This window comes from Arthrobacter sp. R4-81, assembly GCF_054792365.1.
In genome coordinates, this window is record NZ_CP096445.1 from 4326096 (window position 1) to 4349992 (window position 23897).

The 23897-nt window shown below is 63.1% G+C and carries 19 protein-coding genes and 1 pseudogene; 6 read left to right on the forward strand and 14 right to left on the reverse strand.

All coding sequences use genetic code 11. From position 1 onward, the window contains the following. Nucleotides 1-73: 73 nt before the first annotated feature. Together M1E05_RS19995 and M1E05_RS20000 are read left to right on the forward strand one after the other, a co-directional pair. Nucleotides 74-232, forward strand: a pseudogene (locus M1E05_RS19995) (FAD-binding protein); the annotation flags it as partial. 174 nt (nucleotides 233-406) lie between these two features. Further along, a complete protein-coding gene (locus M1E05_RS20000) occupies nucleotides 407-1543 on the forward strand; it encodes an FUSC family protein (RefSeq protein ID WP_458112863.1) in 1137 nt (378 codons plus the stop codon). A 13-nt stretch (nucleotides 1544-1556) separates the two neighbouring features. Here M1E05_RS20000 and M1E05_RS20005 read toward each other — a convergent pair whose 3' ends face one another. Beyond that, nucleotides 1557-2795, reverse strand: coding sequence for an MFS transporter (locus M1E05_RS20005; RefSeq protein ID WP_461165300.1), 1239 nt, complete (start codon nucleotides 2793-2795; stop codon nucleotides 1557-1559). Nucleotides 2796-3040: 245 nt separating this feature from the next. Between M1E05_RS20005 and radA the strand changes: the two genes are divergently transcribed. Then, nucleotides 3041-4414: a DNA repair protein RadA gene (gene radA, locus M1E05_RS20010; RefSeq protein ID WP_461164006.1), complete on the forward strand. Its 1374-nt coding sequence runs from the start codon at nucleotides 3041-3043 to the stop codon at nucleotides 4412-4414. On the opposite strand, the gene M1E05_RS20015 is transcribed toward radA, so the two are convergent. The 3 genes from M1E05_RS20015 to M1E05_RS20025 all read right to left on the reverse strand — a co-directional run bounded on the left by M1E05_RS20015 (nucleotide 4407) and on the right by M1E05_RS20025 (nucleotide 8263). Further along, nucleotides 4407-5828: a GH1 family beta-glucosidase gene (locus tag M1E05_RS20015; RefSeq protein WP_461164007.1), complete on the reverse strand. Its 1422-nt coding sequence runs from the start codon at nucleotides 5826-5828 to the stop codon at nucleotides 4407-4409. The two genes, radA and M1E05_RS20015, sit on opposite strands and share 8 nt — an antisense overlap. 130 nt (nucleotides 5829-5958) lie before the next feature. Beyond that, nucleotides 5959-7143 (reverse strand): fatty acid desaturase family protein, encoded by a 1185-nt coding sequence (locus M1E05_RS20020; protein ID WP_461164008.1) that lies wholly within the window; start codon nucleotides 7141-7143, stop codon nucleotides 5959-5961. 13 nt (nucleotides 7144-7156) lie between these two features. Continuing rightward, the gene (locus tag M1E05_RS20025; RefSeq protein WP_458112858.1) at nucleotides 7157-8263 is read right to left on the reverse strand and encodes a ferredoxin reductase; all 1107 of its coding nucleotides are present in this window, start codon (nucleotides 8261-8263) and stop codon (nucleotides 7157-7159) included. Nucleotides 8264-8362: 99 nt separating this feature from the next. Between M1E05_RS20025 and M1E05_RS20030 the strand changes: the two genes are divergently transcribed. After that, a complete protein-coding gene (locus tag M1E05_RS20030; protein WP_461164009.1) occupies nucleotides 8363-9565 on the forward strand; it encodes a PucR family transcriptional regulator in 1203 nt (400 codons plus the stop codon). A gap of 34 nt (nucleotides 9566-9599) precedes the next feature. Here M1E05_RS20030 and M1E05_RS20035 read toward each other — a convergent pair whose 3' ends face one another. Continuing rightward, on the reverse strand, nucleotides 9600-9998 hold the full coding sequence (locus M1E05_RS20035) for an Hpt domain-containing protein (protein ID WP_458112856.1): 399 nt from the start codon (nucleotides 9996-9998) through the stop codon (nucleotides 9600-9602). A 147-nt stretch (nucleotides 9999-10145) separates the two neighbouring features. Here M1E05_RS20035 and M1E05_RS20040 point away from each other — a divergent pair, with 147 nt between their 5' ends. Further along, nucleotides 10146-10607: a hypothetical protein gene (locus tag M1E05_RS20040; protein ID WP_461164010.1), complete on the forward strand. Its 462-nt coding sequence runs from the start codon at nucleotides 10146-10148 to the stop codon at nucleotides 10605-10607. 9 nt (nucleotides 10608-10616) lie between these two features. Here the strand turns inward: M1E05_RS20040 and M1E05_RS20045 are convergent, their stop codons facing one another. The 7 genes from M1E05_RS20045 to M1E05_RS20075 form a co-directional block, all read right to left on the reverse strand. Continuing rightward, nucleotides 10617-12215, reverse strand: coding sequence for a glycoside hydrolase family 32 protein (locus M1E05_RS20045; RefSeq protein ID WP_461164011.1), 1599 nt, complete (start codon nucleotides 12213-12215; stop codon nucleotides 10617-10619). Further along, nucleotides 12212-13282 (reverse strand): ATP-binding cassette domain-containing protein, encoded by a 1071-nt coding sequence (locus tag M1E05_RS20050; protein WP_461164012.1) that lies wholly within the window; start codon nucleotides 13280-13282, stop codon nucleotides 12212-12214. Before M1E05_RS20050 ends, M1E05_RS20045 begins: the two co-directional genes overlap by 4 nt. After that, on the reverse strand, nucleotides 13279-14241 hold the full coding sequence (locus M1E05_RS20055; RefSeq protein ID WP_461164013.1) for an ABC transporter ATP-binding protein: 963 nt from the start codon (nucleotides 14239-14241) through the stop codon (nucleotides 13279-13281). The genes M1E05_RS20050 and M1E05_RS20055 overlap by 4 nt, the downstream gene beginning before the upstream one ends. Further along, a complete protein-coding gene (locus M1E05_RS20060; RefSeq protein ID WP_458112851.1) occupies nucleotides 14238-15164 on the reverse strand; it encodes an ABC transporter permease in 927 nt (308 codons plus the stop codon). The genes M1E05_RS20055 and M1E05_RS20060 overlap by 4 nt, the downstream gene beginning before the upstream one ends. A 10-nt stretch (nucleotides 15165-15174) precedes the next feature. Beyond that, on the reverse strand, nucleotides 15175-16152 hold the full coding sequence (locus tag M1E05_RS20065) for an ABC transporter permease (protein ID WP_461164014.1): 978 nt from the start codon (nucleotides 16150-16152) through the stop codon (nucleotides 15175-15177). Nucleotides 16153-16404: 252 nt separating this feature from the next. After that, nucleotides 16405-18081, reverse strand: a complete 1677-nt coding sequence (locus M1E05_RS20070) for an ABC transporter substrate-binding protein (RefSeq protein WP_458112849.1) — start codon at nucleotides 18079-18081, stop codon at nucleotides 16405-16407. A 78-nt stretch (nucleotides 18082-18159) separates the two neighbouring features. Continuing rightward, the gene (locus M1E05_RS20075) at nucleotides 18160-19230 is read right to left on the reverse strand and encodes a LacI family DNA-binding transcriptional regulator (RefSeq protein WP_461164015.1); all 1071 of its coding nucleotides are present in this window, start codon (nucleotides 19228-19230) and stop codon (nucleotides 18160-18162) included. A gap of 299 nt (nucleotides 19231-19529) precedes the next feature. Here M1E05_RS20075 and M1E05_RS20080 point away from each other — a divergent pair, with 299 nt between their 5' ends. Continuing rightward, entirely contained in the window at nucleotides 19530-22124 is a 2595-nt protein-coding gene (locus tag M1E05_RS20080; protein ID WP_461164016.1) for a GH32 C-terminal domain-containing protein, read from the forward strand. Between the two features lie 122 nt (nucleotides 22125-22246). On the opposite strand, the gene M1E05_RS20085 is transcribed toward M1E05_RS20080, so the two are convergent. Both M1E05_RS20085 and M1E05_RS20090 read right to left on the reverse strand, forming a co-directional pair. Further along, nucleotides 22247-22474 carry a hypothetical protein gene (locus M1E05_RS20085; protein WP_461164017.1) on the reverse strand — a complete coding sequence of 76 codons (228 nt, stop codon included), beginning with the start codon at nucleotides 22472-22474 and terminating at the stop codon, nucleotides 22247-22249. 187 nt (nucleotides 22475-22661) lie between these two features. Then, a complete protein-coding gene (locus M1E05_RS20090) occupies nucleotides 22662-23735 on the reverse strand; it encodes a LacI family DNA-binding transcriptional regulator (protein WP_461164018.1) in 1074 nt (357 codons plus the stop codon). Nucleotides 23736-23897 lie beyond the last annotated feature (162 nt).

Here is a 23897-nt window from a genome sequence, read left to right on the forward strand (position 1 = left end):
GTTTATCCGCTCAGCGTTTATCCGATCCTAAAGAAAAACCCGGCCTTGGTCCGCCAGCGACGGTCATGTGAAGGCGAGTCTCGGCGGGCAGGCGTTTTGGTCCCTGGGTGGCTTGTTCCTGGTTGATTCGCCCGAGCAGCGCAGGATGGGGATCAAGGATTCCCATGAGCTGGCCCTGCAGGACTGGCTGGGAACGGCTGGATTCGACAGGGCCGAGGACTACTGGCCACGAAATCGGGCTGGCAGCGGCCGGAATGCGTAACTTTTGGCGGAACAAGGTGGCGAAGAATGCTGGCATCCCGCGCAAACATTGCCTCGGGACCAGCACTAGCCAGCCAAAAGTCACGCAATTCGGTCGGCGGTCCAGTTCCATTAGGCGTCACACGGAACAAATAGACTGGGGTTCATGGCCGTCACTGGAATATCCGCAACCAGACGATTCCTCCGCGGCCGGGCCCGGACCGGTCTGGTCAGGAGTAAGAACTCGCTGGTCCCTGCCCTCCAGATGACGGTGTGTGCGGTGGGAGCCTACGCCTTTGCCCAGTATGTCCTGGGCCACTCGGGGCCTTTGTTCGCGGCGACGTCCTCGTTGATTTCCCTCGGTTTTTCCCGCGAGCCGCGCCTGCGCCGGGTTGTGGAGGTAGGGCTGGGCTGCACCATCGGCATCGCCGTGGGTGACCTGCTGCTCCACTGGCTGGGCGACGACATTTGGGTGGCCGCCGTCGTACTTTTCGTCTCCATCCTGCTGGCAAGATTCCTGGATGGCGGCAACATCTTCACCACCCAGCTGGGGCTGCAGTCCCTGCTGGTGGTGCTGCTGCCGGCGCCGGCGGGAGGGCCGTTCACCCGGAGCCTGGACGCCGTAGTGGGTGGGCTCTTTGCCTTGCTGGTGACCATCCTGGTGCCCAAGGATCCCCGCCGTGAACCCCGTAAGGACGTCCGGAAGCTGCTGCATGAACTGGCCGAGGTGCTGCGTGAGTGCGCCTCTGCCCTGACCTACAGCGACTCCACCCAGGCATGGCATGCTCTGGTCCGTGGCCGTAATTGCCAACCGCTGGTGGATGCCATGCGCCAGACCCTCCGGGCTTCCGGCGAAGTAGCAACCCTGGCTCCGGCCTACCGCAGGCATCGCGATGAGCTCGACCGGCTCGAACAATCGCTGGACTACATCGACCTTGCCCTCCGTAACAGCCGGGTGTTCGCCCGACGCCTCACGAGTGCCATCAATCATGCAGCCCTCTCCGATGAGGCAACGGAAAACCTCGCTGAGGTGCTGCGAGAAACAGCGGACGCCATCGATGAACTTTCGCTGGGTCTTGGCGAGGTTCACGACGGCGTTCGTCGCGCCCATTTGCGCGCCGCCCGTAAAGATCTCAGTTACGTCGCCGGAAGGCTGCACCCCCGGATGCTCGACGTTGACCGCTTGGAAGGCGAAACCGTGGTGATGCTCTTCCGGCCGCTTATGGTTGACCTGCTCGAGGCTACGGGGATCGATTCAAAGGAAGCCCGGGACCTGCTGCCGCCACTGCAGGACGAGAGCTAGCTGCAGGACAGGGCTAGCGCCGGCGGACGCCTACCGCGCTTCCCTCCGGTGCCGGGGATTGCTCTCCGGCGGGAGACTCGTCATTTTCCACCTGCTGCCCGGTTTCCTTCCCGCCCTCTTTCGGGCCCGGCGGGTAGCCTGCCTTGCGTCCGGCTATCACCGCAACAAGCGCGATGGCGGCGGGCAGCGCCGCTGCGACGGGAACCAAGAGCGGCCCGGCCAAGGACAACGCCAGCCCGCCATATGCCGCCCCTATGGCGATCCCCAACTGGGTGGCCAGTACCATCAGTGAATTGGCGGCGTCGCTATGTTCCTTCCCAGCCCGAAGAATTGCTGCCTGGTTGTAGATGCCGCAGGCGCCCAGGGCCGCTCCCCAGACGGCCATCAAACAATATGCGCCTGGCAGCGTGGTGCCCGCCCAGGGCAGGAGCAGGCAGGCAGCCACAACAGTTCCTGCGGCGGCGATCAGGGAACGCCGTGGCCGGGAGTCAACAGTCATGCCGGCGATCCAGAGCCCGGCGAAGCTTGCTGCCCCCACCACGGACAGGGAGATGCTGATGGCCTGGGACGGCAATCCCGCAGCGAGAATGAAGGGTGCAATGTAGGTGAAGATTGCAAAGCGGGCGAAGAGCATCAAGGGCCAGGCCATAGTCACCGATTTCACGCCGGGTTGGCGGATGGCCCGCAGCACTGACGGCGGTTGTCCCTTGCGGCTGCCCCGGACTGATGGAAGCAGCCAGAGGGCCAGCAGGGCCAGCACAGCTCCGGTGGCCGCCATGATCAGGAAGGACGTGCGCCAGCCTACCCAGGCCCCCAGCGCCGTTCCCGCCGGTGCGCCAAGGGCAAGGCCGAGACTGTTCCCGCTGAACACAACGGCCATGGCCCGTCCGAGCATGTGCTCGGGCACCAGCGCCGCGATGTATGGAGCCATGGTGGACCACAAGAGTCCGTGGGCCACGCCGCCAATAAGGCGGGCCACCACTGCTACGGAAAATTCGGGACTGAGGGCAAGGAGCACATTGCTCAGGGCGAAGGTCACCACCAGGCCCAGTAGCAGCGCCTGCCGCGGCAGGCGTGCACACAGCCGCGCCATGGGCAGTACGGTAACCACCACAATGCCGGCATAGGCCACGGTGAGCAGCCCGACCTGTGATTCGCCGACGTCGAAGTCCTCAGCCATCTGCGGCAACAGGCCCGACGGCAGGAGCTCGGTTGTGATGGCAGTAAAACCGATGGCGGCCAGAACGAGCATGGCGGCAAGCGGCAGCGATTCTGTTTTTGAGGCGGCTTTCGCGGTGGCTACAAAGGGCACGTTCAGATCAATTCCGGCTCGCAGGATCGCTTAATAAGTATGCTTACAATCCAAAGTATCCGGGTCTGAGAGGTGAGGTCAACGGGCAATGCCAGCATTACGGAACGCAGTGAACTGCCGCTGTGAGCCTGCCTTCCGATTCCGCCGGCGCGAAACTTGTCCGCCCCCGCGGCTACTGTGTACCCATGGCAACCAAGACTTCCCGGGCGTCCAAAGCCCCGGCCTATAAGTGCGCCGAATGCGGCTGGACCACCGTCAAGTGGGTGGGGCGTTGCGGCGAGTGCCAAGCCTGGGGAACAGTTGAGGAGACCGGTGCAGCTGTTGCGCGTACGACGGCGGCCGCCACAGTTGTCGAGCCCGCCCGCCGAATCGCTGAGGTGGATGCCACCACGGCCGCTTTCCTGCCGACCGGCGTTGACGAACTGGACCGCGTGCTGGGTGGAGGGCTGGTTCCTGGAGCGGTGATCCTGCTCGCGGGAGAACCAGGCGTGGGAAAGTCCACTCTTCTGCTTGATGTTGCCGCCAAGTTCGCGCGCAGCGGCCAGGACGTCCTGTACGTCACCGGCGAGGAATCCGCCGCCCAAGTAAAACTCCGGGCCGAGCGGATCGATGCTGTGGCGGACTCGCTTTATCTCTCCGCGGAAACTGACCTCGGCCAGGCCCTGGGCCAGGTGGAGAAGGTGGAACCCCGCCTGTTGGTGGTCGACTCGGTCCAGACCCTCAGCAGCGCCGACGTCGAGGGGAGCTCGGGCGGGGTTTCGCAGGTTCGCGAGGTGGCGGCGTCCATCATCGCTGCAGCCAAGCGGCGCAACATGACCACCCTGCTGGTAGGCCACGTCACCAAGGACGGCTCAATTGCGGGTCCTCGGCTCCTGGAGCATCTGGTGGACGTCGTCTGCCAGTTCGAAGGCGAGCGCCATTCCCGGCTCAGGCTGTTGCGGGCAGTCAAGAACCGGTATGGCCCAACGGACGACGTCGGCTGCTTCGACCTGACCGAGGACGGCATCGTGGGCCTTGCCGATCCCAGCGGGCTATTTGTCACTCGCACCAAGGACCCCGTGTCCGGTACATGCATCACCGTGACCATGGAGGGTCGCCGCCCCCTGCTGGCCGAGGTCCAGTCACTGCTGGCCGAGAGCGCCAACTCGCAGCCGCGCAGAGCCACCAGCGGGCTGGACAGTTCACGGGTGGCGATGCTGCTGGCTGTACTTCAGCAGAGGGCCGGATGCTTGCTGCACAAGGACGACTCCTACGTGGCCACGGTAGGCGGGGTGAAGCTGAGCGAACCTGCTACTGACCTGGCCATTGCTCTCGCGGTAGCCTCGGCCAAAGCCAAGAAGCCGCTCCCCCAGCGACTCATTGCATTCGGCGAAGTGGGCCTGGCCGGTGAGGTCCGCCCCGTCCCCGGCATCAACCAGCGAATCCACGAAGCCCACCGGCTCGGCTTCACCCACGCAGTAGTCCCACTGAGCCCTAGCGGGCCCGGCACGGTTCCGGCTGGTTTCTCGGTCAGGGAAGTGGGGCACCTGACTGAGGCACTGGGGTTGCTGATCAGCTGACTGGCTGGCCCTTGGCGGCGGCTATGTGGCGGGCGTAGGCCAGTCCGCTGTCCTTGATGGTGCGCTCCAGGGTGTCGTAGTCCACTCGCACGATGCCAAAGCGCTTTCCGTAGCCGTAGGACCATTCAAAGTTGTCCAGGAGCGACCACACAAAGTATCCGCGGACGTCAGCCCCCTGTTCCATGGCCTGCCTCATCGCTTCAATATGGTCCAGGATGAAGTTGGTCCGCTCCAGGTCATGGATTTTCCCGTCAGGGCTGAGAGTGTCCTCGTAGGCAGCACCGTTCTCGGTAACGTATAGCGGCGGCAGGGAAGGGTATTCCTTGCCCAGCCGGACGAGCAAGTGGCGGAGGCCGTCGGGGTTTACTTCCCAGTTCATCGCTGTCCGAGGCAGGCCCCTGCTGGGGAACGTGATGTCTTCCGAACCCACCCAGGGTGAGGCAGCCTTCCGCTCCGCACCTCCGGAATGGCCGTCAATGTTCGGCTGGTCCGGATGCCCGCTGACAAGGTCGTCGTGATAGTGGTTCACGCCCAGGAAATCGAGCGGCGCCCCGATGAGCTCCATGTCTCCCGGGTGGATCAGCTCCGGAAGCCCGAAGGGTGTCAGGTCCCGCAAAGTGTCCTCCGGATATGCCCCGCGGAGCAGGGGATCAAGGAAAATGCGGTTCTGCAGTGAATCGAAGCGCCGGGCGGCATCCAGATCCACCGGATCATTGGGATCCCGGGGAATGGCGTTGCTCAGATTGAGGGTGATGCCCAAGTGCTGGGCGCCCAGCCGGCGCAGCTCATCCAGGGCAAGTCCGTGAGCCAGGTGCTGATAGTGGACAGCTGCAACCACTGCTCGAGGCTCCTGCCGCCCTGGCGCATGCACTCCTGAGCCGTAGCCGAGCAAGGCTGAGCAGAACGGCTCATTAAAGGTGGTCCAGTGCTGCACCCTGTCACCGAGTGCGGCATAAACGTCGTTGGCATACTCCACGAAGCGGTAGGCGGTGTCCCTGCTGGTCCAGCCGCCCTCATCCTCCAGCGCCTGTGGCAGATCCCAGTGGTAAAGGGTCAGCCACGGCAGGATTCCGGCCTCCAGCAGTTCATCCACCAGCCTGGAGTAGAAGTCCAGGGCCTTGGTGTTGGTGAAGCGATCACCCGGCCGCACCCGGGCCCAGCTGGTGGAAAACCGGTAGGAATCAAGCCCCAGCTCCTTCATCAGCTGCACGTCCTGCGGCATCCGGTGGTAGTGGTCAACCGCCCGTTCCAGATTGTCTCCATGGGCTATTGCACCCGGTAGGCGGGCGAAGGTGTCCCAAATGGAGTCTTCTTTCCCGTCCTCATGCCCGGCGCCCTCGATTTGGGCGGCCGCAGTGGCCGATCCCCAGATGAAGTCCTTTGGCCATGACTGCGCGTTTGAGCTGGTTGCCATTTGCCCAGTGTTCCACGAACCTACCGGAGCGACCAGTGCCTACCGCGCGGGATTTCGGGCCTGGCCTGAGCGGGGCAGACAAAGGCCCCGGTTGCTTGTTTTGCGAGCAACCGGGGCCTCAACGAGTGAACTAAGCGGTCTTGGGCTTGCCAGGAACAGCCAGTTTGAAGACCTTCGCCCACGATGACCCGACCTGCTTGAGCAGCGGGCCGGTGGTGTACGGAAGGTTGTAGCGCTTGCAGATCTCCTGCACCTTCGGGGCCACCTCGGCATACCTGTTGGACGGAAGGTCAGGGAAGAGGTGGTGCTCGATCTGGTGGGACAAGTTGCCGGTCATGAGGTGCATGAACTTGGAACCTGAGATGTTGGCGGAACCGATCATCTGGCGCACGTACCAGTCGCCGCGGGTCTCGCCTTCCACCATTTCCTCGGTAAAGGTGTCCGCGCCGTCGGGGAAGTGGCCGCAGAAAATCACTGCGTGGGCCCAGACGTTGCGGACGGCGTTGGCTGTGAGGGTGCCGTAGAGCGCCTGCTTCCCTGAACCGGTGAGCATGGCTGCGGCAGGGGTAGCGGCGTAGTCCTTGGTGAACTGCTTGAGTGCCTTTTTCCCAAGGGCCTTGAGGTCCCGCATCAGGGCTTCCTTGGTCTTCTTTCCTTCCTGGTAATCAGCGAGTTCGAGGTCGTAGATGGCGATGCCCCACTCGAAGACGGGAGCCAGAAGCGCGTTGTACAGCGGGTTGCCCAGGTTAAAGGGCTTCCATGGCTGGTCGGCGTCCATGCGCAGCAGGTTGTATCCGACGTCGTTGTCCTTGCCCACAACGTTCGTCCAACGGTGGTGGAGGTCATTGTGGGTGTGCTGCCAGGAGCGTGCCGGGGTGACGAAGTCCCATTCCCAAGTGGTGGAGTGGATGTCCGGGTCACGCATCCAGTCCCACTGGCCGTGCAGGATGTTGTGGCCGAGCTCCATGTTTTCCAGGATCTTGGCGAAGCTGAGCAGCGTGGTACCCGCCACCCAGGCCTTCTTGTTCTTGCTGAAGAGAAGGGCTGCCCTGCCCGAAATCTCCAGAGCGCGCTGGATCTTGATCATCCGGCGGATGTAGTCGGCATCCGAGCTCCCGCGCTTGCCGAGAATATCATCCTTGATGGCATCAAGTTCACGGCCCAGCTCCGCCACCTGTTCGTCGGTGAGGTGGGCCGCAGCGGGTGGACGTACCAGCGGACTGCCGGTTGTTGCAAGCGCGCCGGGGCGCGTTTTGGCCCCTGCCGGAGCTCCGGCTGCCGTTGCCTCGTGGGTGCGATTTGAAACAGTTGTCATTCGATGTTGCTCCTCAGATGTCGAGGTTAACGGGTCCGGCGGCTGCCGAAACACACGTCTGGATCAGTTGGCCCGGTTCGCCATGGACTTCACCGGTGCGGAGGTCACGGACGTGACCTGCGCGCAGTGGAATGAGACAGCTGTGGCAGATACCCATGCGGCATCCGCTGGGCATCAGCAGGCCGGCGTCTTCACCGACGTCGAGAAGAGGAGTGGCGCCGTCAGCCTCAACTTCGCGGTCGGAGGCCTCAAAGGTGACCAGTCCGCCGTCGTGCGCGTCACCGCCGGCGAGGCTGGTGGTGAAGCGTTCGATGATGAGGTTCACCGGGTCAGCGGCAAAGGGCCCCGCGGGAGACTTGCCTCCGTTCCTGGCAGCGGTAGCAGCCTCGGCCGACCACAGCGACTCGGCGTCGTCCAGGAAACCCTCGGGCCCGCAGGCATACGCGGCACGGCCGCGCCAGTCGGGGCAAAGCGCATCCAGCTCTTTCGACGAGCTGAAGTCGAACCTGCCACGTTCGCTGGTGTACCAATCGGTGACCAGCAGGTTCGGGAACTGGTCCGCGAGTTCAGCCAGTTCCTCCCTGAAGATACTGTCAGCTGGAGTCCTCGCTGAGTGGATCAGCACGACGTCCGAATCAGGACGGTGCGGCACCAGCGTGCGGATCATGGACATCACGGGGGTGATCCCGGCGCCCGCGGTGAGCATCAGCAGCGGCCGCGGATGCTCGGGGAGCACGAAATCGCCCTGTGGCGGCGCGAGGAAGAGGACGTCACCGGGCCTGGTGTTGCGGACCAGGGCGCCTGATACTGCCCCGACGTCGGACACAGTAATGGCAGGATCCTGCCCGGCGGGAGCACTGAGTGAATACGAGCGCCAATGGAAGACACCATCAAGCTCGACGCCGATGCGGGCCCATTGGCCGGCCTTGTGGGCCTGCCAGCCGCGGCCGGGACGGAAGAAAATTGTGGCGGAATCGGCGGTCTCCGGAACCACCCTGGTAACCACGCCGCGAAGTTGTCGCGTGGAGAACACAGGGTTGAATAGCGCCAGGAAGTCTTCTGGAGCTAGCGGGGTTGTGAACAGAGATGCGGCGCGCGCCAGCTTACGGAGCCGGATCATAGTCCTAAGCTTATGTCGGAACGAGGCATATTACTTCTCCCAGGGAATACGATCGAACGTTCTAAACTGTTCCCCCGAAACAACTTATGGAAGTCTCTCATGAACCATCCCTCCAAGAAGAGTCAAGCCACCCCGGCCCATGAACCTCCCTGGCTGGAGCTTCCGGCAGAAGTCAGCGAAATACTGCGGCCTCTGATGCCAGGCATTGTTGAGGCAATAATCGAATCCGTACCCCAATTGGTGCCCGCTTATGCACGTCCCATTGAAGGACGTTTTGGCCGCGGGCTGCGCCGGGGAGTGGGAGCGGCCCTCGATCAGTTCCTCCAGCTCCCCGGCACCAGACTGCCCGCACTGTCCGAGGAAAGCAGGCAGCTGGTTGCCGGCCTGGGAAGCGGGGAATTCCGGCAGGGGAGGAGCATGGATGCCCTCCTCAGCGCGTATCGCATGAGCGCCAGAGTGACGTTCCGGGAGATGTCGAGGATCTCCATGGACCGGAACCTGGGGCTGAACGTGGTTGTGGCCCTCGGCGAATCCATCCTCGCCTACATTGACGAGCTGTCCGCCGTCAGCGCAGAGGCATTTGCATTTGAACAGTCCGAGCGTGCCGGAGCTGTGGAACGGCGGCGCACCGAACTCTTGGAACTCCTGTTGTCCGGCCAGGCCGATGAGGCTGCCCTCCGGCAGAAGGCCTCCATGGCGGACTGGGCCATTCCTGAGGAGCTGAGGGTGGTGACCATGCCGCTTGACCGTACCGTCGGGCTCCGGCTCCAGCTTGGCGCCGGAACGCTGGTGGTGGAGCGCGAAACCGACGTCGTGGCACTCGTTCCCTCCCGCAACTCCCCCGCAACCCGCGGACAGCTGGAAAAGGCACTCCGTGGACGCTCCGCCGCTGTTGGGCCTGCCGTCGGCTGGGAAAAAGTGCCTGATTCCCTGCGGCTGGCGGTTCTGGCCGCCTCGGTTTTGCCACCGCGCGAAGGACCGGAGGAAGGTCCGGTGTGGGCCGACGACCACCTCTCCAAGATCATCCTTGGTTCCGAACCGTCGGCGATCGCTGAACTCGCAAACCGGCGGCTGGCCCCCTTGGAGGCCTTGCGCCCGGCCCAACGCGAGCGGTTGGCGGAGACGCTCCTGTCCTGGCTGCGGCATTGGGGCCAGCGAGGCCCCGTTGCCGCCGAGCTGGGCATCCATCCACAGACAGTGGGCTACCGGGCCGCCCAGCTCCGCGAACTGTTCGGCGAGGATCTTGAGGATCCGAAAGCACGCTTCGAGCTGGAGTTGGCCCTGCATGCGGGGCGCAGGTGAGGCGTGTCAGGCGCATGGCTAACTTATGACTGAGCTATGAGCGGTATCCCGTGCGTTCCGGCCCTACGGACTGAGAGCCTCGGAGGAGGACGGACATCGTATCCTCGCCGCAGGACTTTAATCCGGGCAGCAGCATTCCGGCGGCATGAAGCTGCCTGCTGCGGATTGCCTGCTCCACGGCCAGGGCCAATCTGGCTAGGTTAACGGCGCCCAGCATTTCGCTGGAGGACCTGAGACTCAGTGCAGCGTCCATGGCCTGGTCCCAATCATTAACCCGGATGGAGTGAGCCAACCTTCCGTATCGCCCGGGCCACATCTCCGTGTAGGTGCGGATGAAACTTGTGTACCCGGCAGGATCTGCGACGTCGTCGCGCAACGTTGACTGGACGGTCCAGGATACGAGGGGTGGCTTTCCGATATGAGGCTTTCTCACGTAGCGTTTCTCCGTATTCATTGCGAGAGGTGCTCGCCAGGTTGAGTAGTTTGGCCGCCAGATCCCGCCATCCGACACCTTTACAACCCCGCGAGACGGAAATCATGACGGACTCCGCGCTTCCTGTTGAGGACTTTCACGTCACGAATGGCTTCCAGAATGGTCAGCGTCACGATCCGGACTTACGCGCGTCAGTCCCGTATGAGAGCTGCCCCTGTGAATCCCGTCCTGCAGCTGGTGCTTGCGGATAACCGGGGCGACTGCATGAGTCTTGGCCTGTTTGCCCCCCACGTCAGTTCACTTTCCGGCTGCCCGGATGGCCCTGAGCTGCGGGAAGAGGTCATCGGGCAACTCGTGACCGCCCTGAAAACCGGGCTCCTCAGCGTTGGAGACATGATCGGCACGGACCATTTTCCTTGGCCGGACACGCCCGCTCAAATCATCGCCTGGATAGGGGCGGTATGGCCCGATGACACTCTTCCCTCCTCCTTCGAAAGGCTGCAAAACATCTGCTGGCTGGCGAATACGCCGGCAGGAGATCAGGCTGCAGGTGTCTCGCCAAAACTTCCCCCACACGAGTTGGCATCAAAGGATGAAGTCCCGGCATAGGCACTGGGTTCAAGGAAAGAGCAGGCGCTTGCTGCCGAAGATTTCCCCCATTGTCCAGGCGTCGAAACGGACCACGCGGGCTGTGCCTTCCATGGCCTCGAGGCTGACGCCCCCTCCGCCAAGCCGCGGATACACGCGTGCCGTGAGGGGTTTGCCGTTCGCAAAAATCTCGACGGCGGAACGGTCCACGATGACACGCAGCGAAACCCGCCCACCAGGCATGGGGACCAGTCCCTCCTTGGGATCAGTGTCGACGCCTCCTTCCAGGCTGCTCCGGGTCCGGTCCAGGCGCAGCGTGCCCTGACTGGGTGCCTCACCGCAGCGTTGACTGGCGTCCTCGCGGGAAAGCTCGACGGCGGTCTGCTCGATTGAGGTCCCGTCTCCATCCCGGGTCTCCAGCAGACCAAGGCGGACGACGGCGCCCGGGTCCAGTTCCAGCTCCAGCTCAACGTCCAGTTGGAGGCCCGAAACGCCGGTGACGACACGGGGTCCCGAGGTGGATTCCGTGATCACGGCCGGGCTCACACTCATGTGCTCCCGGCGGAGGGCAGCGACCTCGGGCACCGGAGCGAAGAACAAGGAACCGTCAGAGTCACGCGAAACAACCCGCGGGAGGCTCATCACTCCCGACCATCCCGCTTCCACGGAGGTATCCTCGCAGCGACCCTCCTGCAGCCATCCGAACATGATCCGGCGGCCCGACTCGTCCTGGAACGACTGCGGTGCGTAGAAATAACGGCCGCCGTAGTCGAGCCGGTGCAAGGCGTGCGGCTGGAACGCGTCGCCCGAGTATCGCCCCGTCCAGTAGAGGGGATGGTGCGTCACGCCGTCGTCCCAGGCCGAGAAGACCAGCACATGCGAATCCCGACCCGAAGCGCCCGAGGTGTCCGGAACCTGACCTGGTGCATCGCCGTCGGCACGGAACAGGTCCACGCACTCCCACATGGTGCCCGTCCAGTCGGGGTCTGTGCTGGTGCCCTGTGACGAGTCGCCGATGAAGAGCGGGCCAATGTACTTCCAGCTCCGCAGATCCGCCGATTCGTAAAGGAACGCCGTTCCGCCGCGCCCGCGGATGCCTGAGCCGACCAGCTGCCGCCACCGGCCTCCCTCCTCCCAGACACAGTGGTCGCGGTAGGCGGTGATGTCGACGTCGGCAGGTGGGGTGGCTATCACAGGGTTCTCGGCCAACTTGGTCCAGCTGAGCAGGTCCGGGCTCCCAATCGCGACACAAGGCAGCTCATGCTCCCCGTGCCGGCCGGAATAGACGATGGTGGGCGTGCCGCCGTCGTTCACCAAAACCCCGGACCAGCAACCGTCAGCGTCGGCACTGTCCGGACCGCCCGCAGACAGCGCCACAGGCTGGTCCTTCCAGGTAACCAGGTCCGTGCTGGTGGCATGGCCCCACTGGATGCGGTGATGGAAGGCGCCCTCGGGGTTGTACTGGTAGAAGAGGTGGTAGGTGCCACCCCACTGCGAAACGCCGTTGGGGTCGTTGAGCCAACCCGCCGGGGATACAAAGTGGAAGCGGGGCCGGAGCGGGTCGGCTGCCGCCCGGGCGACGAGTTCGTCCCGGGGCACTGTAGCCAGCGGGTGCGTAAGTTCTGTCATGCGGAAGCTCTGTTGCCGGTAGGTTCAGTTGCCAGGGCATGACCGCCAGCTCCAGCTTGCGGGCGGTATAGGTGGCAGCGCACCCAGTGACTGTTTTCGGGGTCGCCCACGCGGTGGCGAACAGGTTCCTCGGCCGAGCAGACCTGGTTTGGGTCGCCGTCGAAAGTGCAGGTGGCCGAAGCCATCACAGCCTGCCGCAGCTCGGCACGGCGGACGGGATCGTAGGATCCAGCCCGGGCCGGATCCGGGACGGCTGAGACCAGCAGTTGCGTGTAGGGGTGGGCAGCGTTGGCCAGGAGGTCCAAAGACTCACCCTCTTCAATGAGCTCTCCGGCGAACATGACCGCCGTCCGGTCCGCGAGGTATCGGGCCGAGGCGAGGTCGTGCGTGATGTAAAGCATGGAGATTCCCTGTTCATCGCGCAGCTTCCGCATCAGGTTCAGCACGCCGATCCGGACCGAAACATCCAGCATGGAGGTGGGTTCGTCGGCGAGGATGACCTGTGGTTCCACGGCAAGGGCCCGGGCAATGGCGACGCGCTGGCGCTGACCGCCGGAGAGCTCGTGCGGGTAGGAGTTCAGCATGTCCGCCTGCAGGCCCACAGTGGTCATAAGCTCCTCGAGTCGCTGCTGCGTCTCTGCCTCGGAGCTGCCGCCCTTCCGGTGGATTGCTAGGGACCTTCGCAGGAAGTGCTCCACTCTGTGGGCAGGATTCAGCGAGCCGAAGGGATCCTGGAAGACCATCTGCAGTTGGGAGCGGAAGGCTCGGGATGCCTGGAAGCGGTCGCGCTTGAGGACGTCGACGCCGTCAACGAGGATCTGGCCGGAGCTCGGCTTTTCCAGCCGTGCAACGCACCGGGCCAGGGTGCTTTTACCGGACCCGGACTCTCCCACGAGGGCCACGATTTCGCCCCGGCCAATGGCCAGGTCCACGCGGTGCAGGGCCCGGACTGAATCCCGGGAGAATAAACCACCTATTGGGAAAGACTTTCCTAGTCCGCGGACCTCGAGGGCTGGAGCTTCGGTGTCGGCGGAGGGGTCCTGGGATGACAGCACAGCGTGACTCATCGTGCCGCTCCTTCCATGATGGCGGTGTCAGCCGCTGAAGCGTCGGCACTGACGGGTGCCACGAAATGGCCGGGTGCGGCTTCGGTAAGGTCCGGGATGTTCCGGAACTTCACGCCGTCGGGTAGCCCCGTCAGCGGAACCCGCGGACCGGTGAGCGGCGGGAATGCACTCATCAGCGCCTGAGTGTAGGGGTGGCGGGGGTTGGAGTAGACGTCCTGGGCCTTGGCGGTCTCCACGATGCGGCCGCCGTACATCACGGCCATGCGGTGCGAGAGCTCCACCATGAGGGACATGTCGTGGGTGATAAAGAGGACGGAGAAGCCCAGTTCGCGTTGGAGTTCCTTGATTTGGGCCATGATTTCCTGCTGCACCACCACGTCCAGAGCGGTGGTGGGTTCGTCCAGGATCAAAACGGACGGTTTGAGCGCCACGGCCATGGCGATCACCGCACGCTGGCGCATGCCGCCCGAAAGCTGGTGCGGGTAGGACTTGAGGCGTGCGGAGTCGATCCTCACCAATTCGAGCAACTCGCCGGCTCGCCGCAGCGATTCCTTGCGCGAATAGCCCGAGTGTGTGGTGAAAATGTCCACGATCTGCTCGCCGATGGTCAGCACCGGGTTCAGCGAGTTCATGGCCGACTGGAACACCATGGCCACGTCCTGCCAGCGGAAGCGCCGCAGCTCCTCCGGGCTCATGGCCAGGACGTCCTTGCCGCCGAAGGAGATGCTGCCGCCGGCGATCTTCGCGGGATCCTTCAGCAGCCGCATGATCGAGTTGGCGATAGTGGACTTCCCGCAGCCGGACTCGCCCGCCAGCCCGAACACCTCACCGGTGCCGATGCTGAAGGAAACACGGTCGACGGCGGTTGTGGAGCGGGTGTCACCGATGTACTTGACGGTGAGGTTCTTGACCTCAAGGACGGGCTCGTGGGAGCCGAAGGAAACTTGGGAAACTGTCACTTTGCGGTGCTCCTTTCGCTAATTTTTGGGGCTTTGATCTTCCGCAGCCGTGGGTTGGTGACCTCGTCCACGGCGTAGTTGACGAGCGCCAGTGCGAACGCGACCAGCGCGATGCAGACACCCGAGGGAACAAAGACCCACCAGCTGCCGGTCAGTAGGGCGCCCTCATTGCCGGCCCAGAAGAGGTTGTTGCCCCATGAGACGGTGCTGACGTCACCCAGGCCAAGGAACTCCAGTCCGGCCTGGGCGCCGATGCCGTAAATCACGCAGGCCAGCAGTGTACCCATGACGATTGAGGCCATGTTCGGCAGGATCTCCCGGAACATGATCCGGCCCGCCCGTTCGCCGGACACCACGGCCGCGGCCACAAAGTCCTTTGAGCGGATGGACAGCGCCTGAGAGCGCAAAACACGTGCCGACCCGGCCCAACCGGTGACCACGAGGACCAGGATCACGGTTCCCAGACCCGGCGGCAGGAACGCGGCCAGGATGACAAGAAGCGGCAGTCCGGGAAGGAGCAGGAAGACATTGGTCACCAGGGACAGTGCTTCGTCAATGAACTTGCCAAAGTACGCCGAGGCCAGGCCCACCAAAATGCCGATGAAGGTGGATGCGAAGCCCACAGTCAATCCAACGAACAAGGAACTGCGGGAGCCGTGGACAGTCAGGGCAAGCACGTCCTGACCTTTGGCCGTGGTGCCCAGCCAGTGCTCGGGAGACGGTTCAAGCGAGGCCATCGCGGTGATCCGCGACGGGTCTCCGGGGAACAGCACGGGGGCCAGCAAAGCAAGCGCGATGAACACGAGCATCACGATCATGCCCACTAGTGCCTTCTTGTTGGTGATAAGCCCGTGGACGAAACTGCGGTTGGGCTTACGGGCAGTTGTGGGCTGAGTGGGCTGCTTCAGAATTGCGGTTGTCATGATGGGTCCCTCAGTTGCTGCGCACGCGCGGGTCGAGGCGGACGTAGAGGATGTCCACCATGAAGTTCGCCAACAGCACGGCGGCGGTGATGGTCAGGAACAGGCCCTGCATCAGCGGGTAGTCGAGGCCTTGGACTGCATTGAGGAGCTGGTAGCCAACACCGGGGTACGCGAACACCACCTCGGTGAGGAGCGCACCACCCACCACAAAGCCCAGCCCCATGCCGAAGCTCGTGACCGACGGCAACATGGCGTTCCGCGCTGCATAGCGGAGCATGATCCGGCCCGGCCGGAGACCCTTGGCCTCGGCCATGGTGATGTAATCCTCCGAATTCGTGGCGATCATGGTGTTCCGCATGCCCAACATCCAGCCGCCTATGGATACCAGCACAATCGTCAAGGCCGGCAGTACAAGGTGAGCACCGACGTCGCCGATGAACTCCCAGGTAAACGCGGGCTCCAATCCGTCCGTGAACGCGTGGCGGATCGGGAACCAGCCCAGCACCACGCCGAACAGGTACAGCGCACCCATCGCGAGCCAGAAGTACGGGAATGAACCGATAAACACCAGCACTGGCGGCAGCGCCGAATCGATCACCCCGCCCCGTCGCCAGGCCGCGAGGATACCGAGCAGGTTGCCCACGACGGCGGCAATCACCAGCGCGGTGCCCCCTAGCAGGAGGGTCCAGCCGATCTGGGACGAGATAACCTCGGTGACCGGAGTGGGGAAACGGGAAATGGAGACGCCCATCTGGCCGGTGAACACGTTTTGCAGGTAGCCGATGTATTGCTCCCAGAGGGGCCGGCTATCCACTCCGAGCAGCTTGCGCAGAGCGTCGATCTGTTCAGGCTGCAACCTGTCCTGGGAGCGGGCAAACATGCGGGAGACGGGGTCGCCGGGCATGAAGCGCGGGAGCAGGAAGTTCAGGGTGATGGATGCCCAGAAGGCGATCAGGTAGAAACCAAGACGGCGAAGGATGAAGCGCACAGTTTCCCTCCATTTCGGGAATTATGGAACGTTTGGGGCCACGCCCGGCTGGCTTGTCCCTCGATACGGCGAGGCGCCGCCGGGCGTGCAGTTCAGGGCTGGTCGCCGGGGTCGCCGGCGACCAGCGGCGGGTGGGCCCACGCCGCCCGGGTTCCCTGGCCGAAGCGAAGCGAGGCTAGGGAGGCGGTGGGTGGGCCCACGCCGCCCGGGTTCCCTGGCCGAAGCGAAGCGAGGCTAGGGAGGCGGTGGGGACTACTTGCGCGGTTCCAGCGAGGTCAGCACCAGGACTGTGGTGGGCGCACGGACCGAGAGGGTTGCGTACGGGTTGTCCTGGGTGGGCCAGCCGGTGAAACGGGTGTCGTTAAAGGCCCCCCATTCCGGGCCGGAGAAGAGCGGGACCAGCGGAGCGGCGTCGTTGTACTCTTCCTGCAGCTTGTTGGCGATGTCCTTCTGCTTGGACTCGTCGGACTCTGCCGCGAACTCGGCCAACAGGGCATCAGCCTTGGTGTCGCCGAAGCGGTGGTAGTTGTCGAACGTCTTGGTGCCCACCGGCTTCACGGTCGCTGTGCCCATGGACGTGTTGAAGTACTTGTACGGGCTGGGGTCGTTGGCACTCCACACAATGCCGGAGTCAAAGTCCCCGGTCTCGTAGCCAGCCACCACGGCTGCCCAGTCGGGCGAGTCAACGCTGACCGTCACGCCAACCTCGGCGAGGTTCTGCGAGATCACGTTGGCAACGGACAACCAGTCAGATGACGTCGCACCCACGGAGATCTTGAACTCAAACGGCTTGCCGTCTTTGAGCGTGCGTTTGCCATCAGCACCCTTGGGGTAGCCGGCCTTGTCCAGGAGGTCGTTTGCCGCCTGCACATCAAGTTTGGTCCAGGTGCAGTTGTCCTTGACCTCACTGTTCTTCCAGGTTTCGTAGTTGCCGGAGAGCCCTGTGCAATCGGCGGGCTTGGCATAGCCGCTCATGCCGATCTTGGTCACCTGATCACGGTCAACAGCCATGCTCAGCGCCTTGCGGACGTCAACATCGTTGAACGGCGCCTTGGTGGTATTGAGCTGCCAGTTGATCATGGCACCCGTGGCCGGGAACCAGTACTGACGGTGTTCCTTGTCCTTGGAGACGAACGTCTTTTCAATGTTCGGAATGTACTGCGGAGCCCAGTCCACGTCGCCGTTAGCAGCGGCAAGGTTGGCCCCATCGTTGCCCGCAAAGGCGAGCATCTTGATACCGGCTATCTTCTGCTTTTCCGGCTGCCAGTAGTTGGGGTTCTTCTTCAGCACGAAGGACTGGGCCTGGAAGCTGTCCACTTCTGTATACGGGCCAGTACCGACAGGCTTTGCGTTGGCGTCCTTCTCCGGGTCGGTTAGCGCTGACCAAACATGCTTCGGCAGGATGCTGAGCTGTCCGACCTCGTAGAGGGCCGGCGACCATGGCTTGTTGAAGTTGAACGTGACCTTGTTGGTGCCTTCAGCGGTTACCTTGTCCAGGTACTCGAAGCCGCCTTTGATCTTCTTCTGGAGTTCGAACGTGTAGGCGACGTCGTCGGCCACCAGCGGCTGACCATCGGACCACTTCACGCCGTCGCGCAAGGTGAAGGTGATGGACTTGCCGTCTTCGGCGGCCTTCCACTCCGTGGCGAGCCACGGCGTCGTGTTTCCCTTAGCGGGGTTGAAGATCAGCAGGGATTCGTAGATCGATTGCTGAACCATCGGATTCACGGTGGGGGCGAACGGGTTGAAGTTCTGTACGAACGTCCCCATGTCCTCACGCGGGATGGTCAGGAAGGCGTTCGCGTTCGCTCCTGCATCGGTGCCGGCGGGCTTGTTGACGGTGGCAACGCAGCCAGTGAGCAGCATTGCGCCTACCGCCAATCCGGCCGCTGCCACGCGGGCAGACCTCAGGTATCGGGGTTGTGTCATGATGGGTATCTCTTTCCTATCTTCATCAGCAAGGTGAAGGGGTGGGTAAGGGTTAGCTCTTCGAAATTGATTTCACGGTCAGACCGAAGAGCGTTCTAGCAGCGGACAGTCGACCAGTTGCTGGTCGGCAGTGATCGGCTGTCCTGCTGTCAGAGCGGCGAGCGTCCGGACTCCCAGAGCGCCCATTTTTTCGAATGGCAACGCAACCGTGGTCAGCTTTGGCCTGAGGTAGGCCGCAATCAGTTCCTGGTTGTCGAAGCCGATCACAGCGATGTCCCCGGGGATGGTCAGTCCCCGTTCTTTGATGGCGTCATATGCGCCCATCGCCATGCGGTCATTGAGGCAGAACAGGGCGGTTGGCCGTTGATCTTTTGGATAGCGGTCCAGGATTTTGCAGGCCGCCTCGTAGCCCCCATCCGCCGTCGCATGTCCGGACACCACCAGCTCCGGATCCAGTTCCAGCCCGGCGCCCGCGAGTGCTTCGCGTGCACCCTCCAAACGTCCGACGGCCGCCGGGATGTGCGGGTCCAGATTGATGACTCCGATCCTGCTGTGGCCAGCCAGGAGCAAACGTTCGACGGCAACCCTGCCGCCGGCGCGCTCGTCCGGGACGATCGAGGGCAGCTTCCCGTCCGCATCGAAACAATTGATCAGGACAGTGGGAACCTCGTGGGCGCTTTCCGGAACATGCACGCCGCGGTGGTATGTTGCCGCGTACAAAAGCCCTTCCACTCGTTGTTCCAGGAGCTTTTCAACGGCAGCATCTTCCATGCCTTGGTTGGGTCCTACGGCATCGGCCTGGTCGGAAGGGGCAATGAGAAGGAACCGGCGGTCAAGCCAGGCTTGGTCCTGGGCGCCCTTGATGACGTTCACTGCAAACGGAGCCGTCACGATTTCGGTGACGAGCCCGTACCAGTCGCTTCGCTGGGAGGCCAAGGCGCGTGCGCCGGCGTTTGGGCGGTAGCCCAGTTCCTGCACCGCCTCAATAATGCGCTTGCGGGTTTCCTCCGAGATATTGGCAGTAGACCGGCTGTTCAGAACGAAGGATACGGTGGTGCGGCTGACGCCCGCATAGTTCGCGACGTCGTTCATGGTGACGCCCCGAGCCCGCACTGCGGCCGCCTTCGTGATGGGGCCGTTCTTCGCCATTGAAATTCTCCCGTGGTCTCCGTTGACGCCGGCACTGAGACTGGCGATGGTGCTTGGTCTGGTGTCTCTTGGATCCGCGTCCACCTCGTGAGTAAAGCGCGTTACCAAGACGTTGGATCGAGGTTACGCGCGTTACTAAAGCGTGTCAACAACTTTTTTATTCATTGACTTGTCCCGTGGACTTAGCCTAGCGTTCCGTTCACTGACAACGTTGTCTACTGGGAAAGGCACGCGCAATGAAGGGCGAATTCAAAAATATGGACACGAAACGAACAGCAAGGTTTCAGTCTTTTTCGGCCATGACGCTAGCTGGGCTGACGCTCGCCGGGTTGCTTACTGGGGCAGGTCCCGTCTCGGCGGGAGAGTCCGACGTCGGAAGTCCCCAAGGTGGCCTCGGGCAGGAACAGTACCGCCCGGCAGTCCATTTCTCGCCGGAGAAAAATTGGATGAACGATCCCAACGGAATGGTTTACCACAAGGGGGTTTACCACCTCTACTACCAGCACAACCCCTCCGGCAATACCTGGGGGAACATGTCCTGGGGGCATGCCACGTCTCCGGATCTGGTGCACTGGAAGGAGCAGCCGCTGGCCATCTCCACGGATGAGCAGGAGGACGTTTTCTCGGGAAGCGTTGTGGTGGATAAGGACAATTCCTCGGGCTTCGGAACCGCAGAAAACCCGCCTTTGGTGGCCATCTATACCAGCGCATACAAGGACGCCTCCCCGCACCGAGGATTGCAGGCGCAGTCGCTCGCGTACAGCCTGGACGACGGCCTGACCTGGACCAAATACAGCGGAAATCCAGTCCTGAACCGGAATTCGGCCAACTTCCGCGACCCCAAGGTCTTCTGGTACAGCTCCCCCGACGGCGGCGGCTACTGGGTGATGACAGCCGTAGAGGCAACCGACCACAAGGTGGTGCTTTACAAGTCCACTGACCTCAAGGACTGGACCGCGCTCAGTGAATTCGGGCCTGCCAACGCTACGGGCGGGCTGTGGGAGTGCCCGGATCTCTTCCCCCTGGCCGTGGATGGCGATCCGAACAACGTCAAATGGGTCATGGTGGTCAACATCAACCCAGGCGGCGTGGCGGGAGGTTCGGCCGGACAATACTTCGTCGGCAGCTTCGACGGCACCACCTTCACCTCCGAAAGCACCAAGCCAAGTGAGACCCTGCCGGCCGGAACTCCGATAGCCGGGTTCAACGACGGGACCTACAACGGCTGGACGGTGAACAACGAGCCCGGCAACTGGAAGAACGGACCCTTCGGAGACGCCCCGGCTGCCGGATCGCTCCCCGGCCAGAGCCCCGTCACCGGTTTTGCCGGCGCCGGCCTGATCAATTCCTTCAACGACGGCGATTGGCCGCTGGGCTCCATATCCTCCCCCGACTTTACCGTGGACAGCGACTACATCAACTTCCTGGTGGGCGGCGGGCAGCACCCGAGGGTGTCCGACAAACTGGACAACACTCCCCCGGTCGGCGATCTGCTTTTCAACGGTTTTGAGGTCCCGGACGGCAGTACCCTCGCCGACGCCGGCTGGACCGGCACCGGCGACCTCACGCCGTCGTTCCAGCCCGCTACCTCCGGCGGTGATTACTTCATCGGCGCCAAACGCATCAACACGTGGGAAACCGGCGTCACCCCCGGCGATGATCGTCAAGGAACCCTTACATCCCCGGAGTTCACTCTCACGCGCAACTTCATCAGCCTTCTGGTGGGCGGCGGCCAGCGCAACCCCGGGAGCGGCCAGGTGCTTGAGGCCCAGCTGCTGGTGGACGGCGGCGTCGTGCGGACCCTCTCAGGGGACGACTCTGGCCAGCTCAACTGGAAGGGCTGGGACGTTTCGGAGTTTGCGGGCAAGCAGGCGCAGCTGCGGATCGTCGATCAGGCCACCGGGGGCTGGGGGCACCTCACCCTGGACCACGTCATGCTGACCGACCAGGCAGCGGTGCCCCGCTCGGACGAAACCAGCGTGAACCTGGTGGTGGACGGCCAAGTGGTCCGGTCCACAACAGGAGCAAACAGTGAGGTTCTGGACTGGGCCAACTGGAACGTCTCCGAGTTCAAGGGCCGTCAGGCGCAGATCAGGATTGTGGACAACAACCGCTTCGGCTGGGGCCACATCCTCGCGGACGAATTTATCGCCTCGTCTGCACCGGCAAGGCCCCGGATCAACTCCTACGACTGGCTTGACTACGGCCGGGACTACTACGCCTCGGTCTCCTTCGCCAACATGCCCCAGGACAAACGAGTCATGCTGGGCTGGATGAACAACTGGGACTACGCCAACACCATCCCCACCTCTCCGTGGCGCAGCTCCATGTCCCTGCCGCGCGAAGTCTCGCTGACGCAAACCCCGGCCGGCACCAGGCTGGCCCAGAAGGCCGTGAAGCAGGTGGACAAACTAGGCACCAAGGCGAGCTACAGCGACAAGAAGGGCGCCAATATTGCCCCAGGCACGCACCCCCTGCCGGCGTCGGCGTCCGGTGACGTCCAGCGGATCGACGTAACGTTCGCGCCCGGAACAGCAGCAAAGTCGGGCATCACAGTCCTTGGCGACGGGACACATTCCACGGTGATCGGCTACGACGCATCGAGCGGCGAGGTCTACGTGGACCGGGGCAACTCCGGAAACACCGGATTCCACCCCCTGTTCACCTCGATCGACTCAGCCCCCGTCACGCTGAACGCCGACGGCACCGTGACACTGCGGATCTACGTTGACCGGTCCTCGGTGGAGGTTTTCGCCCAAGACGGCCAACGCACCATCACAGACCAGGTGTTCCCCGGTTCGGGTGCAGACGAGGTAGCACTGTTCGCCGACGGCGGCACTGCCCGCCTGAAGTCCCTGACGGTCACGCCGCTGGAACAGTCGATGTTCAGGTAAAAACAAAGCGCCCCGGCCGTGCGGCGGCCGGGGCGCACCGATCACTACAGGGGACTGGACGACGAACTGTTCGGCCACGGCCACACTTCGTGGGATAAATAGCCTTCCCACGGACAGCCTGATCAGTCGTGCTTTTGACGTATCAGGCCGTAGGGGACGGCAGGATGAGCCCGAACTATGTACCGTCCGGCGCCGATTCGTGTGACCAGGATGCCCATCCGGTATTGTGCGGCCGCTTCGGAGACTTCGCCAATGGCATCCCTTATCGCCTGGTCCACTTCCTCCGCCTTCGTCACGCTGATTTCCAGCATTCCTGGAGAGGGACGGGTGCCTTCAGCAGGCGGGATCATCCGCCTGTCACTTCATTCTCTTTTGGTGCCGCGCAACAGGGCCGACGGTCAAGGATGGGATGGTCAAGAGGGATTTCCTGTTCTTGGGAGCACATTAGGGGTTTCCGGATCGAACCCCCATTCGGGGCAGGAAACATCTGGGCACGGTCAAAGGACCTGCCCTCTTTTGTTGTGGTCGATTTGTTGTCTAAGGAGTTGGGAGGTTAGCCAAGGGTCCACCGCCGTCCCGCAGCACAAGCCGCGGAGGAAGAAGGAGGTGCTGGGGTGCCTTCGTCCGGTTCGCTGGGCCGTCGAGGATGTTTCTCATGATCTCGACCACCTTCTCGGCCACCTCTTCCACCGGCTGGGAGATGCTGCTCATTCCTATTGCGGCGGCGACTGGGGTGTCGTCAAAGCCGATAACAGCCGGGGACTTGCCCGGGAATGCCGCTCTGAGTTGTTCCGACGCCCCAAGCGCCAGGGAGTCGCTGGCGCAGACAATAGCCGTGGCGCCGTTATTCAATAGGCTCAGGGCTCCCGCTGCACCCTCGCGGATCCTGTCGGGGACGCCCACGGACAATGACTCCAGCTCTCCTGATCCAAGATGGGGTCCGAGCGCCGCTTTCCAGCCTTGGCGGCGGTCGCGTCCGAGTTCATATCCGGTCGGTCGGTCGCGTGCGAGTTCTTTGCCTTCGGGCCAGCCAAGAAAGCCTATGCGACGATGGCCCTGACTGAGCAGGTAGTTGGTCGCTTCAGCAGTTCCGACGCGGCCGTCGACGTCCACCCAGGAGTGGGGGCAGCTGTCATTGTCAGCGATCCAGGGTCGTCCGAAAGTGACAAAGGGGACTCCCCTGTCCATCAGCCAGCTCGTCCGTGGATCATCCTGTCGGGTATCCGCGACGATGAATCCGTCAAGTTCCGCGGTCTCCAGAAGTTCCTCGTAGGCTTCGATTTCGGCGTCGTCGTTTGAGACGGCAAATACAGTGACGCGGTAGCCGTGCTCATACAGCCTCTCTGTCAGGGCGTGGAGGAACCGGTCCATGATGGCTGCATTGATGCCGTCCGCGGACGGAAACAGGCGGTAGCCAAGGTTCCGGGATCGGCGGGTGCGCAACTGCCGGGCTGCGCTGTTTGGTCGATATCCGGACGCGGCAATCAGCTCCCTAACCCGCTCCAGAGTGGGCGGGCTGACTCGCTCAGGGGCATTGATGGCGTTGGAAATGGTTTGCCGGGAGACTCCGAGCTGCCCCGCCAGGCTCGCCAGGGTTGGTCGGGAACCCATGGATCCTCTGCTTCCTTGCTGATAGACGTAAATGTCAGGGGTTAGTTGAACGATCAAGCCTTGTTTCTTTAGTGTATGGCGGCGACGGCGGAAGGTTGGGAGCTTTGGACTGGAGTCTGGTAGCGGACTCCAGTCCAAAGGCAAACGGCCTTAGACCGACGG